The organism is Pseudomonas asplenii (assembly GCF_001293465.1).
Lineage (GTDB): Bacteria > Pseudomonadota > Gammaproteobacteria > Pseudomonadales > Pseudomonadaceae > Aquipseudomonas > Aquipseudomonas fuscovaginae_B.
The window spans coordinates 52,754-65,793 of the sequence record NZ_JSYZ01000016.1 but is presented as its reverse complement, the minus strand read 5'-3'; the positions used below and the strand labels follow the sequence as shown (position 1 = coordinate 65,793).

The 13,040-nt window shown below is 64.3% G+C and carries 16 protein-coding genes; 13 read left to right on the top strand and 3 right to left on the bottom strand.

From position 1 onward, the window contains the following. Positions 1 to 31 precede the first annotated feature (31 nt). Entirely contained in the window at positions 32 to 466 is a 435-nt protein-coding gene (locus PF66_RS20425) for a DUF6678 family protein (RefSeq protein WP_054063675.1), read from the top strand. Between the two features lie 8 nt (positions 467 to 474). Here PF66_RS20425 and PF66_RS20420 read toward each other — a convergent pair whose 3' ends face one another. Next, entirely contained in the window at positions 475 to 1,359 is an 885-nt protein-coding gene (locus tag PF66_RS20420; RefSeq protein WP_054063674.1) for a LysR family transcriptional regulator, read from the bottom strand. 145 nt (positions 1,360 to 1,504) lie between these two features. On the opposite strand from PF66_RS20420, the gene PF66_RS20415 reads away from it, so the two are divergent. Genes PF66_RS20415 through PF66_RS20405 form a run of 3 tightly spaced genes read left to right on the top strand, consistent with a single transcriptional unit; the run spans position 1,505 to position 4,628 of the window. Further along, positions 1,505 to 2,707, top strand: coding sequence for an MFS transporter (locus tag PF66_RS20415; protein ID WP_054063713.1), 1,203 nt, complete (start codon positions 1,505 to 1,507; stop codon positions 2,705 to 2,707). A gap of 59 nt (positions 2,708 to 2,766) precedes the next feature. Then, entirely contained in the window at positions 2,767 to 3,747 is a 981-nt protein-coding gene (locus PF66_RS20410; RefSeq protein ID WP_054063673.1) for an MBL fold metallo-hydrolase, read from the top strand. Positions 3,748 to 3,770: 23 nt separating this feature from the next. Continuing rightward, on the top strand, positions 3,771 to 4,628 hold the full coding sequence (locus PF66_RS20405; RefSeq protein ID WP_054063672.1) for an alpha/beta fold hydrolase: 858 nt from the start codon (positions 3,771 to 3,773) through the stop codon (positions 4,626 to 4,628). Between the two features lie 21 nt (positions 4,629 to 4,649). Here the strand turns inward: PF66_RS20405 and PF66_RS20400 are convergent, their stop codons facing one another. Continuing rightward, positions 4,650 to 5,186: a helix-turn-helix domain-containing protein gene (locus PF66_RS20400; RefSeq protein ID WP_054060862.1), complete on the bottom strand. Its 537-nt coding sequence runs from the start codon at positions 5,184 to 5,186 to the stop codon at positions 4,650 to 4,652. Positions 5,187 to 5,322: 136 nt separating this feature from the next. Here PF66_RS20400 and PF66_RS20395 point away from each other — a divergent pair, with 136 nt between their 5' ends. The 5 genes from PF66_RS20395 (at position 5,323) to PF66_RS20375 (ending at position 9,178) form a co-directional block, all read left to right on the top strand. Next, complete coding sequence (locus PF66_RS20395) at positions 5,323 to 6,105, top strand: aldolase (protein WP_054063671.1); 783 nt, start codon at positions 5,323 to 5,325, stop codon at positions 6,103 to 6,105. A gap of 45 nt (positions 6,106 to 6,150) precedes the next feature. Further along, entirely contained in the window at positions 6,151 to 7,044 is an 894-nt protein-coding gene (locus tag PF66_RS20390) for a dihydrodipicolinate synthase family protein (RefSeq protein ID WP_054063670.1), read from the top strand. 62 nt (positions 7,045 to 7,106) lie between these two features. Next, the gene (locus PF66_RS20385) at positions 7,107 to 7,835 is read left to right on the top strand and encodes a type 1 glutamine amidotransferase (protein ID WP_054063669.1); all 729 of its coding nucleotides are present in this window, start codon (positions 7,107 to 7,109) and stop codon (positions 7,833 to 7,835) included. A 303-nt stretch (positions 7,836 to 8,138) separates the two neighbouring features. Beyond that, a complete protein-coding gene (locus PF66_RS20380; RefSeq protein WP_054063668.1) occupies positions 8,139 to 8,606 on the top strand; it encodes a helix-turn-helix domain-containing protein in 468 nt (155 codons plus the stop codon). Continuing rightward, positions 8,603 to 9,178 (top strand): PIN domain-containing protein, encoded by a 576-nt coding sequence (locus PF66_RS20375; protein ID WP_054063667.1) that lies wholly within the window; start codon positions 8,603 to 8,605, stop codon positions 9,176 to 9,178. Before PF66_RS20380 ends, PF66_RS20375 begins: the two co-directional genes overlap by 4 nt. A 22-nt stretch (positions 9,179 to 9,200) precedes the next feature. On the opposite strand, the gene PF66_RS20370 is transcribed toward PF66_RS20375, so the two are convergent. Then, positions 9,201 to 9,659, bottom strand: a complete 459-nt coding sequence (locus PF66_RS20370; protein WP_054060866.1) for a metallophosphoesterase family protein — start codon at positions 9,657 to 9,659, stop codon at positions 9,201 to 9,203. A gap of 187 nt (positions 9,660 to 9,846) precedes the next feature. On the opposite strand from PF66_RS20370, the gene PF66_RS20365 reads away from it, so the two are divergent. From PF66_RS20365 to PF66_RS20350, 4 genes are all read left to right on the top strand, one after another. Next, a complete protein-coding gene (locus PF66_RS20365) occupies positions 9,847 to 10,248 on the top strand; it encodes a hypothetical protein (RefSeq protein ID WP_152973064.1) in 402 nt (133 codons plus the stop codon). A gap of 366 nt (positions 10,249 to 10,614) precedes the next feature. Then, positions 10,615 to 11,913: an NAD(P)/FAD-dependent oxidoreductase gene (locus tag PF66_RS20360; RefSeq protein ID WP_054060868.1), complete on the top strand. Its 1,299-nt coding sequence runs from the start codon at positions 10,615 to 10,617 to the stop codon at positions 11,911 to 11,913. A 49-nt stretch (positions 11,914 to 11,962) separates the two neighbouring features. Next, complete coding sequence (locus PF66_RS20355; protein ID WP_054060869.1) at positions 11,963 to 12,328, top strand: cupin domain-containing protein; 366 nt, start codon at positions 11,963 to 11,965, stop codon at positions 12,326 to 12,328. 51 nt (positions 12,329 to 12,379) lie between these two features. Further along, positions 12,380 to 13,039 carry a helix-turn-helix transcriptional regulator gene (locus PF66_RS20350; RefSeq protein ID WP_054063666.1) on the top strand — a complete coding sequence of 220 codons (660 nt, stop codon included), beginning with the start codon at positions 12,380 to 12,382 and terminating at the stop codon, positions 13,037 to 13,039. The last annotated feature ends 1 nt before the right edge of the window (position 13,040 follow it).

Genomic DNA, 13,040 nt, shown 5'->3' with positions numbered 1-13,040 from the left:
AGCGAACCAGATTCATCAATCGTGAGGGCACATGAACGAATTTCCCCGGGCCGGCACCGGTCATGACGAAGCGATGCGCAAGAAAATCCGTGCCGCCGTCGCCACCAGAAACCTCGCCAGCGCGGCGAACAACACCAAATGGGATGAGCTGATCGAGTATTTCCGCGAACGCGATGGCTGGTCGCCGTCCTATCGATCCAAGTACGTCACCGGCTATATCTCGGGCTGGGACGTCGAGTGGTTCTGCCACCTGCCGTTTCCCTTCGCCGGCGTGGAATGGTTCGATATCGGCCTATGGGAAATGGCCCCGTCACAGGGCCGGCTGCTGCCCCAGACGATCATCGATCACACCGATGAGATCACGACGGTCGTCGCCCGCATCGGCTTCGAGTTCGAAGTGCGCAACGATGTGCTGCGAATCTGGGGCTACCTACCCAAGTCCTACGAGGATTTCCCGCCGGCCTGACAGGCCGGTCAGCTCGGCCTTTGCTGGATGTGGCTCTCCAACGCATCGATGAACATCCGTACCTTGAGCGGCACCAGCCGCGCCGTGGGGTACACCGCCCAGATGGCCAGGGGCTCGGGTTCGGCATCCGCCAGCACCAGTCGTTCGACGGCACCTGCGGCGAGGGCCGGTTCGACGTACCAGCTGGACAGGTTGGCAATGCCCAGCCCGCCTGCGCAGGCTTCGTACAGCGCATCGATGGAACTGGCGGCAAACCGCCCCGCCACTCGCTGCCGGACACTCGTCTCTGCGCACACGAACGACCAGTGCGAGGTCCCCGAGATCACCAGGCAGTCATGGGCTGACAGCTCTGCCAGCGAGGCGGGCCGCCCATGGCTTGCCAGATAACCCGGTGCGACACAGAGCACCCGGGGGCTGTCGGCCAGGCGCCGCGCCACCAGTCGGTTGTCCCGCAGTGGCGCGATGCGGATCGCCACGTCGATGCCCTGCGCAACGATATCCACCTGCTCGTCGGTGGAAAGCAGGTCGACCCGCAGTGCCGGGTGCTGGGCCATGAACGAGGCCAGCATCGGCGCCACCACCTTGCGGGCGAAGGCGGCCGATGCGGTGATGCGCAGGTGCCCGGACAGCGCATTGCCGTGGGGACGCAGATCGGCCAGGGCATTGGCCCGCCCTTCGAGCAGCGCCTGCGCGTGCGGCAGGAAGGTCTCGCCGTCGCTGGTGGGCGACAGCGAGCGGGTGGTGCGGTGCACCAGCCGCACGCCGAGCTCGGCCTCCAGGCTGTTCAGGCTCCGGGAGGCGGCCATCGCCGTCAGGGACAGGCGGCGGGCCGCCCCGGCGAGGCTGCCAACCTGTACCGCTTCGACGAAGACCTCGACATCCTCAAGTCTCATTATATCAATTTCCGTTAGATTGCCGTAACGATTTCAACATCTACACCATTTCCGGTTATATCGCCATAGTTGCCCCCACATCACGACGCCCTCACGGCCTCACTCTCTGAGGCAGGTGGAACGGGTGATCGCGCAAGGGCAGATCATGAACAGCACAACCGCACTCGCAGAACAGACAAGCGCCCCACCAGGGATCAATACCGGGCTCACCTTCGCCATGGCCGCCTCCGCCGGGCTGGCGGTGGCGAACATCTACTACAACCAGCCGATGCTGGGCATCCTGGAGAACGAGCTGCCCGGCAGCCTCACGGCACTGGTACCGACCGCCACGCAGCTGGGCTATGCCATCGGCCTGTTCGCCCTGGTGCCCCTGGGCGACCTCATCGAACGCCGTCGCCTGATCATGACCCAGTTCGCGCTGCTGGCCGCGACCCTGATCGCCGCCGCCCTGGCCCCCACTGCGGCGGTCCTGCTGATCGCCTCGTTCCTGCTCGGCATGACCTCCACCGTCGCGCAGCAGATCGTGCCCTTCGCCGCCCAACTGGCGCAGCCGGAGCGGCGCGGCGCCGTGGTCGGCACGGTCATGTCCGGGGTGCTGTGCGGTATCCTGCTCAGCCGGACGCTGTCCGGTTTCGTCGCGGCGCATTATGGCTGGCGCGCCATGTTCTGGCTGGGCGTACCCCTGGCCCTGTTTGCCGGCACGCTCATGGCCGTGGCCCTGCCCCGCAGCCTGCCCAGCGCCAAAACGTCCTATGCCCGCCTGATCGGTTCGATGCTGCACCTGTGGCGCGCCCACGGTGAGCTGCGTGTGGCGGCGATCACCCAGGCGCTGCTGTTCGCCGCCTTCACCACCTTCTGGACCGTACTCGCCCTGCGCCTGGAGCAACCCGGTTTCGACCTCGACGCCCAGGCCGCCGGCCTGTTCGGCATCGTCGGTGCCATCGGCATCCTGGCCGCCCCGATGGCCGGGCGCATCGCCGACCGTCGCGGCCCGCACAAGGTGATCATCGTCGGCACCCTGCTGACCTTCGCCTCGTGGCTGCTGTTCGGCCTGTGGACCTCCCTCACCGGCATCGTGATCGGCTGCATCCTGCTCGACTTCGCCGTGCAGAGCGTCCTGGTCTCCAACCAGCACATCGTCTACACGCTCCAGCCACAAGCCCGCGCCCGCCTGAACACCCTCTTCATGGGTTCGATGTTCCTCGGCGGTGCCGCCGGCGCGGCGGCCGCGACACAGGTCTGGCAGAGCAGCGGCTGGCTCGGCATCTCGGTGCTGGGCGCGGCACTGGCGATCGTCGCCACCCTGGTGCAACTCACGGCCATCCGCGGCCGCCACAGCCTCTGCTGAATCAGCCAAGCGGCAAGCCCCCAATCCCACTCACCGAAATGAACGTTAAGAGTCCAACCATGAAAAATCTCGCAAGCCTCCTCGCACTGGCCAGTCTGGCCTTCATCGACCAGGCGCTGGCAGAGGCCCCCGAGCCGGTTCACCAGCAAGTCCCCGGCTATTTCCGCCAGGCCGTCGGCAACTACGAAGTCACCGCCCTCTTCGACGGCTACAACGACCTGTCACCGGGCCTGCTCAAGGGCCTGTCGCCCGAGAAAATCCGTGGCCTGCTCAAACGCCAGGCCATCGGGCCGGACCGGATGCCCACCACCTTCAACGCCTACCTGATCAACACCGGCAAGCACCTGGTACTGGTCGACAGCGGGGCTGGCCACTGCGTGCCGCAGACCGCCGGGCAACTGGTGCCGAACCTCCAGGCTTCCGGCTACCAGCCGGCCCAGGTCGACACGATCTTCCTGACGCACCTGCACCTGGACCACGTCTGCGGTCTGGTCGACGCACAGGGCAAGGCGCTGTTCCCCAACGCCACGGTCTATGTCGCCCAGGCCGAAGCCGACTTCTGGCTGAACCCACAGCGAAAGGCCAACGCACCGGAAAACGCCAGGGAATACTTCGATATCGCCCAACACGCCCTCGCGCCCTACCAGGACAGCGGCCGACTCAAGACCTTCACCCCACCCGCCTCGCCGATCCCGGAAGTGCAAGCGGCCTACGCCATCGGCCATACCCCGGGCAGCACGGTCTATCGCTTCGCCTCGAACGGTTCGGCGATCAGCTTCATCGGTGACCTGATCCACAACGCGGCCGTGCAGTTCGACCATCCCGAGGTCGCCATCCGCTTCGACGTCGACCCGAAAAAGGCCGTCAAGGCACGCCAGGACGAGTTCTTCCAATTGGCGGCGGACGGTGAATGGCTGGCGGCGGCCCATCTGCCGTTCCCGGGCATCGGCCATGTCACCCAGGCGGGCAAACACTTCACCTGGGTGCCGGCCCTGTATGGCCCCTACACCCGTGCAGCCGACGTTCCCTTGCTGAAATAACCCCTGCCCAAAGGAGCTTCAACATGAAAAGCTACACAGTGACGGCCAACGGCATCCGTCAATTCGTGGTCGAGGAAGGCGCAGGCGCCCCGGTCATCCTGCTGCATGGGTTCCCGGAAACGAACTTCGCCTGGCGCTACCAGATCCCGGTGCTGTCGAAACACTTCCGGGTCATCGCGCCGGACCTGCGCGGCTACGGCGAAACCGACAAGCCGGCCGCCGGCTACGACAAGCGCAACATGGCCCGGGACATCCGCGAACTGATGCGCGAGCTGGGTATCGAGAAGGTCGCGCTGGTGGGCCACGACCGTGGCGCCCGCGTGGCCACCCGCTTCGCCAAGGACTACCCCGAGTTGGTGGACCGCCTGGTGGTGATGGACAACGTGCCGACCCGGATCGTCGCGCGGGACCTGAATGCCTCGATCGCCAAGGCCTACTGGTTCTTCCTGTTCCACCTGGTGCCGGACCTGCCGGAGGCCCTGATCGCCGGCCGCGAACACATCTGGCTGCGGCATTTCTTCTCGGACTGGACCTACGACCCGTCGACCATCAGCGGCGAAGCCTTCGACACCTACGTCCGGGCCTACCAGGCTCCAGGCGCGGTACGCGGGGCGATGGCCGACTACCGGGCCAACGCCGAGGATATCGCCCAGGACCTCGAGGATGCCGAAGTGAAGATCGCCTGCCCGGTGATGTCGCTGTGGGGCAACGACTTCCACGCGGTCGGCAAGCTCTTCGACATGGCCAGCGTCTGGGCGGAGATGGCCGACGACCTGCAGGCCTACCCCATCGAAGCGTGCGGGCACCTGCCCCAGGAAGAGCAGCCGGAGAAGGTCAATGAACTGCTGCTGAACTTCCTCGAGGGCTGGCGCGGCAAGTGACCCGTCGAGCGGGCCCCTTCCTCACTCGGAGCTGTGCACCACCACCAGCAGCTCCGCCTGCTCCGATGAAACCGTGCGGATGCGGTGGGACTTCTGCGCATTGAAATGCAGGGCGTCCCCCTCCTCCAGGATCAACCGTTCGCTGCCGAAGTCGACCTCGACGCTGCCACGGTGCACGTAGACGAACTCCTCGCCCAGGTGCTCCTTGAACGCCGAGTGCCCGAATGAACGTGGCGGATAGACCAGGAACGGCAGCAGCGCCCGCTGGCCGATGTGTCGCGCCAGGGGCACATGGGTCGGCGCCGGCGGATCCCCGGCGGTGTCCCGCTGCTGCCGACGAACCAGACTGTAGCCCTCCTCGGGCACCGCTTCGGAACTGAACAGTTCCTCGGCCGGGGCATTGAGCGCCTTGGCCAGCTTGAGCGCCACCGCGATGGAAGGCGAACTCATGCCCCTTTCCACCTTCGACAGGTAGCTCTTGGTCAGCCCGGTATGCCCGGCCAGCTGCTCCAGGGTCATGCCCATCTTCTTACGCAAAATTCTCAGCTGCACCGACATCCAACGCCGTTCCTTCAAAAATAATGACACAAGTATTGTTTATGACACAAAGTGTCATTAAGATCATCCGTGTGTCCTGGTGTCGTTGCAGCGGCCACCAGGCAAACATCGTCCACTTCCCGCTCAGGTACCGACCGTGACCACGACCCTGCAGACCCCGAAGGACCAGCTCGTCAAGCTCGCCGAGAAGCAGATGCTGACGGCGCTGATCGATAATACCTACACCCCGCGGCAGAAACTCGCCCTGACCTGCCGCATCCTGTTCGACGGCGGGCATGACTCGGGCCTGGCCGGCCAGATCACCGCCCGCGCGGATGAACCGGGCACCTATTATACGCAACAGCTGGGCCTGGGCTTCGACGAGATCTCGGCGTCCAACCTGCTGGTGGTCGACGAGGACCTGAACGTGCTCAACGGCCGCGGCATGGCCAACCCCGCCAACCGTTTCCACAGCTGGCTGTACCGGGCCCGCCCCGACGTGAACTGCATCATCCACACCCACCCGCTGCACAGCGCCACGCTGTCGATGCTGGAAGTGCCGCTGCAGGTGTCGCACATGGACATCTGCCCGCTGTTCGACGACTGCGCATTCCTCAAGGACTGGCCGGGTGTTCCGGTGGGCAACGAGGAAGGCGAGATCATCTCGAAGGCCATTGGCGACAAGCGCGCCATCCTGCTCTCGCACCACGGCCTGCTGATCGCCGGCGGCTCGATCGAGGAAGCCTGCGTTCTCGCCCTGCTGTTCGAACGCGCCGCGAAAATGCAGTTGCTGGCCATGAGTGCCGGCGAAATCCGCCCCATCCCCGAAGCGCTCGGCAAGGAAGCCCACGACTGGATCTCCACGCCCAAGCGCCACGGCGCCGCCTTCAGCTACTACGCGCGCCGTGCCCTGCGTGCCCACGGCGATTGCCTGAGCTGATCGAAGCGGTACTCCCTTCCAGAAAACAGTCAAGAGGTGCCTTGCATGTCCACTCCTCAGATTCGCGGCGTTATCGGTTACACCATCACTCCCTTCGCAGCAGACGGTTCGATCGATCTGACGGCCCTGGGCCACTCCATCGACCGCCTGATCCAGTCCGGCGTGCACGCCATCGCGCCGCTGGGCAGCACCGGCGAAGGCGCCTACCTCGCCGACAGCGAATGGGAATCGGTGGTGCGCTACAGCCAGGAGAAAATCGCCGGGCGCGTGCCCAGCGTGGTCAGCGTTTCCGACCTGACCACCGCACGCACCGTGCAGCGGGCGCAGTTGGCCCAGGCCTGCGGCGCCACGGCGGTGATGGTGCTGCCCGCCTCCTATTGGAAGCTGACCGAGACGGAAATCGTCGACCACTACAAGGCGGTCGGTGCGGCGATCGATATCCCGATCATGCTCTACAACAACCCGGGCACCAGCGGCACCGACCTGTCGGTGGAACTGATCCTGCGCATCCTGAAGGAGGTGAAGAACGTCACCATGGTCAAGGAGAGCACCGGTGACATCCAGCGCATGCACCGCCTGTACCAGGCCACCGGCGGCCAGGTGGCGTTCTACAACGGCTGCAACCCGCTGACGCTCGAAGCCCTGGTGGCCGGTGCGGCCGGCTGGTGCACTGCGGCGCCGAACCTGATTCCACAACTGAACCTGGCCCTGTGGGACGCGGTGCAGCATCACGATCTGCAACAGGCCCGCGACCTGTTCTATCGCCAGTACGAGCTGCTGGAGTACATCACCCGCCGTGGCCTGCCGACCACCATCAAGGCCGGTTTGAACATGCTCGGCCTGGACGTCGGTGCGCCGCGCCTGCCATTGCAACCGCTGGACCCGCAGGGCAGCGCCTACCTCAAGGGCCTGCTGGACGAGCTGGCAGTCGCCCGCTGAGCCCACTGGCAAGCTGCCCGGCGCCGGGCAGCTTGCGCTCCTGCCACTCAAGAGAACCTCCCATGAAAGTCCACTTCATCGTTCACGAAGCGTTCGAGGCACCGGGTGCCTATGAAACCTGGGTCAGGGAGCGAGGCCATGCCGCCAGCTACTCCCGCGTGTACGCCAACCAGGCACTGCCGACCAATGCGGACGCGATCGACCTGCTGGTGATCCTCGGCGGCCCCCAGGACCCGGCCACCACCCTCGAACAATGCCCGCACTTCGATGCGGCCGCCGAATGCCGCCTGATCGGCCAGGCGATCGACGCGGGCAAGGCGGTCGTCGGCATCTGCCTGGGCTCACAGCTCATCGGCGAGGCGCTGGGCGCCCGGTTCGAGCACAGCCCGGAGAAGGAGATCGGCCAGTTTCCGATCAGCCTGACCGCCGCGGGCAAGGCCAACGCCAAGTTCGCCCACTTCGGCGAAGTGCTGCAGGTCGGCCATTGGCACAACGACATGCCCGGCCTGACCGCCGACGCGACGATCATCGCGACCAGCGAAGGCTGCCCCCGCCAGATTGTCGAATACAGCAAGCTCGTCTATGGATTCCAGTGCCACATGGAATTCACCCGTGAGGTCGTCGAGCTGCTGATCGCCGCTTCCGAGCGCGAACTGGCCACCCTCCTCGATCGCCGCTTCGTCCAGCAGCCGGCGGCCCTGCGGGCGAACAACTGGGACGAGATGAACCGGAAACTGTTCGTGTTTCTGGACAAGCTGCTCGAGGAGTACAGCGTCGCTGGAGCTGGATGAGCTCATCCGGGCCCCTGGCTTCTCATTGTCGTCCTGCTGGCTGCTGAAGACAGGTTCTTCAGCAGCCAGCAGGAGAAATCTCTTCCCTATGACTGAAATGTCCTAGAACACTCCCCATGCCCATCGCTCTCCAATCCTGGCAGCTAGGCTTCGGTTCGTCTCTATACATTGATGATCGGCAACGGTGACTGATCCTACTCAAAGGCTGAGCGTTTCGTTTATTGCGAATTTCGTTTATTTCGTTTACAAGATCAATGTAGACCCAACGCACCTGCGCGAATACAAAAGATTTTGGAGACACCCATGACTACCGCAGACCTGAGCACCACGATGCTTCCTGATGAAAGGCAGATCGCTGCTGCCGTAGAGTCACGCCGCCAGCTCGCCGCGTTCCTATCGACCCAGCTGGATACCCAGCGCATCGAAATACTGGATGACAAGCAGCAGCCACACACCCTCCAGCTACCGGTCTCGGCCCTGCGTCTACTGGACGAGATCCTGAGTGAACTGGCGATGGGAAATGCCGTGAAGGTCGTTCCGATCCATGCGGAACTGACGACCCAGGAAGGCGCGGACTTGCTGAATGTCTCGCGGCCGCATCTGGTCAAGCTGCTGGATGAGCATGTCATTCCTCACACCAGGGTCGGCCGCCATCGCCGGGTGAAATTTGCCGATCTCATGGACTACAAGCAACGCAGAACCGCAGAGAGCCGCCAGGCAATGGATGAACTGGCGGCACAAGCCCAGGAACTGAAGATGGGGTATGAATGAGGCAATCAGCGTTTACCGCGGTGTATGACGCCAATGTCCTCTACCCGGCGCCATTGCGTGACCTACTCATGCACCTGGCGCTGACGGGTATGTACAGGGCTCGCTGGACAGCCCGGATTCATGAGGAATGGAAACGCAACCTTCTGCTCAATCGCCAGGACCTTGGCCAGACCCAGCTTGATCGAACATCCATGGCAATGGACAAGGCCATACCCGATGCGCTAGTGACTGGATACGAGCCTCTATGTGAAGGCCTCGTCCTCCCCGACCCGGATGATCGGCATGTCCTGGCAGCGGCCATCAGATGCAACGCCTCGGTCATCGTGACCTTCAATCTCAGGGACTTCCCGTCAGCCGTGCTCCAGCCGTTTGATATCGAGGCCGTGCATCCGGACGACTTCATCGCAGATCTCCTCGACCTTGACCGGGCCGCCGTACTCGAAGCCGTCCAGGCACAACGTGCGTCCCTGAAGAATCCCCCTTATACCGCGCAAAGGCTCCTGGAACGACTACGGGCCCAAGGTCTTGCCCAAAGCGTCAAGCTGCTTTCGGAGTACGAGCGACTGATCTGACCAGCAGGCTGCCCTCGCAAACTCACTCCAGCAACGACACCAACCGAGACTCGATCGACGCCCCCTGCACGTCCAGCAGCGCCAGCGTCACCGGCAGCTTGAAACGTCGCGGCCCGGCACTGCCCGGGTTCAGGTACAGGCATTCGCCGCGCCATTCGATCAGCGGCTTGTGCGAGTGGCCGGTGATCACGACCCTGATCGTCTCATCCAACAGGGCCGGCACATCGGCAAGGTCATGAACCAGCAAGGTCGGCCAGCCGTCCAGGTCCAGGCGCAGAACGTCAGGCAGATGCCCGGCCCAGGGCAGGTTCTGGTCGTTGTTGCCCCGCACGACGAACAGCGGCGCGATGGCGGACAGTCGTTCGAGCACCTCGGGTTTGCCGATGTCACCGGCGTGAATGATCCGCTCACAGCCCTGCAAGGCGGCAATGGCCTCGGGACGCAGCAGCCCATGGGTATCGGAAATCACGCCCACTTTCATATCAGCTCCCTACCCACGCCATTCGTCGTCCTTTTCCCAGATTATTCAAACTTAGCCTTCCTCGCCTTCTTCCAAACATCAGGGACGACACGATTGCCCCCACCCCCGTCGGCCAGGCCGCCTGCGCGAGAGGAATGACGACACGGGACGCCGGAAACACGATCCATTCTTGCACGAGGAAAATCCGATGAAATCATCCATCGCAAGACTTCTGACAGCAGCCGGCCTGGTCTGCGCCTTCAGCACGGCAGTCCTCGCCGCCGGTACCACCGGCACGGGAACGAACGGCACCATGGGCAACACCGGCAACGGTGCCTCCTCATCGACGCCGGGCTCGACCGGGTCAGGTTCAGCCCTGCCGCCAGGCTCCTATCCGGGCAGTTCGCAAAGCGGCAACGGCGGTAATGCCAGTGGCAGCAGCACCAACCCGGGCTCCGGCAACACCAGCGGTGGCGAAGGCGACGGCGGTGCGGGCAACGGCGGCAGCGGCGGGACCGGTTCTGGTTCCGGGGGCGCCTCTGGCGGAGCATCCGGTGGCGCGTCTGGCGGTGGTGCCGGTGGCGGCGCGGGCGGCGGTTCAGGGGGTTAAGGTCGTATCGCCCCTGTGCCGGGTGGCCGGTTGAAACACCGGTCACCCCTGACCCCGCAAAGAAGCGCCTCAGGTGCGCGCCATTGTCCGTCCCACCCCTTCCCCGCCTGTGTTTCGAAACACGCCCCGGCCACAGCACTTGCCCAAAGCCCTCCTTCAGCCATCATGTCTTGAGTTGACCCTCCATTTCCACCTGAGCGTGGGGCGGTCCCGGGACGGCCTTGCCCGCCCTGGCGCGCTGAATCAAAAAAACCGGCACAGAGAATCAAGACATCCGCCGCGCCAGGGCTCTTAATGGACGTCATCGACGACAGAGTCTCCCGGACTCCCTGCCTTGAGCTTTCCTTCACTTTTTCAGGCTGCGCCATGATCACTATCGAAACGCCCACCTACTACACGGCCACCAAGAAATACAACCTCAGTTTCCCAACCCTGGAACAGGATGTGGAAGCCGACGTTGTCGTTATCGGCGGCGGTTTCTCCGGCATCAACACGGCCCTGGAGCTCGCCGAAAAAGGCATCACCAACATCGTCGTGCTGGAAGCGCGCTACCTGGGCTTTGGCGGCACCGGGCGCAACGGTGGGCAGATCATGGCCGGGATCGGTCACGACCTGGAAAAGATCAAGAAAGACGTGGGCGAAGACGGCCTGCGGCGGATCTTCGAGATCAGCGACCTGGGCGCCGACATCATCAAGAACCGCATCGCCAAGTACGATATCGATGCCGACTTCTGCCACGGCTACGGCTACATGGGTTTCAATGCCCGCCAGGAAAAGACCCTGCGCGCCTGGGAGAAGGACTTCAAGTCGATCAACAGCCAGCACGAGATCCGCTTCCTGGCGGGCTCCGAGGTCAAGCAGATCATCGGCTCCGATGCCTACAGCAGCGCCCTGCTGCACATGGGCGGCGGTCACGTGCATTCGCTGAACCTGCTGCTCGGCGAGGCCAAGGCGCTGGTCGGCCATGGCGCGCGGATTTTCGAGAACAGCCCGGCCCTGGAAGTGCGCTACGGCGAGCAGATCACCGTGCGCACCGGACGCGGCTCGGTCAAGGCCAGCAAGCTGCTGTGGGCCTGCGACAGCTTCCTCAACAAGCTGGAACCGGAACTGCATCGCTCGACCATCAACACCTACGCCTTCCAGATGATGACCGAGCCGCTGTCGGAGGAACTGATCAACCGCATCAGCCCGATCCGCGGCGCCTACAGCGACATTCGCCCGGTGATCGACTACTACCGCGTCACCAACGAGAACCGCCTGCTGTTCGGCGCAGCCACCCCGCTGGTCGAGCATATCCCGCGCGACCTCAAGGCCTGGAACCGCAACCTGATGCTGAAGATCTTCCCCTACCTCAAGGACGTGAAGATCGACCTGGCCTGGGGCGGCCCGATGGCCTGCAGCCCGAACCTGTTCCCGCAGATCGGCACATTGCCGGGCCGGCGCAACGCCTTCTACGTCCAGGGCTACTCCGGTTTCGGCGTGACCCCGAGCCACATCATCTGCAAGGTGCTGGCCGAGGGCATGAGCGAAGGCTCGGCGCGCTACGACCTGGTCAGCTCGATCCCGCGCCCGACCATCATCGGCAAGGACGTGATTCGTCCACTGCTGCTGACCGGCGGCAAGTCCTGGCACCAACTCTCGGGCTACTGGAACGGGCGCCGCTGATGGCCAAGGCGCCCTTCCCTTTCATTTCCACTCATCAGGAGCAACTGCCATGACCCTTACCACCGTGAAGAAAGATGTCCAACTGTCCGAGCTCGATGCCTGGGGCACCGTCGCCGACCTCGGCTCGCAGATCCTCGAAGGCGAAGTGCGCGCCTTCGGCAAGATGACCTTCGGCGCCCCGACCGACCCGGTCAGCAGCGCCTACTTCGGCACCACCCAGGGCAAGTTCCGCATGGTCTATCCGTTCGCCGAACAGGCCACCGTGGTGACCGGCGAAGTGATCCTGACCGACGAGAACAGCGGCCAGAGCACCCGCTACAAGGCCGGTGACAGCTGGTTCGTGACCAAGGGCACCCCGGTGCTCTGGGAAGTGGTCAGCGAAAGCTTCGTCAAGCACTACTTCGCAGTCGCCTGACCAACCCGGCTGCCGGCCCCACCGGCAGCCCACCGACGAGGCCGGGCGCGCATGCACAGCATTCCCCTCCAGGAAATCGCCCAGCATTGCCTGGGCGCCTTCACGCAACTGGTCCCGGCCAGCCGCGCCGCCTTCTACCGCGTCGACCGCGACCTGCAGGCCCGTGATTTCCGCCTGCTGGGCATGACAGGCGAGATGCACCGCGACTACCTCGACCACTACCGTCAGTTCGATCCCCTGCAACCGCGCAACTGCCTGTCCAGCGGGCTGGCCGTGGTGCCTATCGGGCTGGCCATGACGCGCCAACCCAGACGCGACAACCAGCGCTATGCCGACTTTCTGCGGCGCCACGGTATCGTCGACGTGGTGGAGATCCTCGCCCATCGCGCCGGCCACCCCCAGGCCGCGATCTCGCTGCTGCGTACGGCCGACCTGGGGCCCTTCGACACCGAACAACTGGCTCGACTCCAGGCCCTGCAATCACTGCTGCAACTGGCGGTCGCCAACCTGCAGCCCTGCGAGGACCCGCTGCTCGACCTGACCCCCAGGGAGCGCCAGATCGCCCACCTGCTGCGCCAGGGCGCCAGCAACAAGCAACTGGCCCAGGAGCTGGAGGTCAGCCTGGCGACCATCAAGACCCACCTGATCAACCTGTTTCGAAAGACCGGTGCCAGCAGCCGCACCGAACTGGTGGTCCACCTCTTTTTCTAGC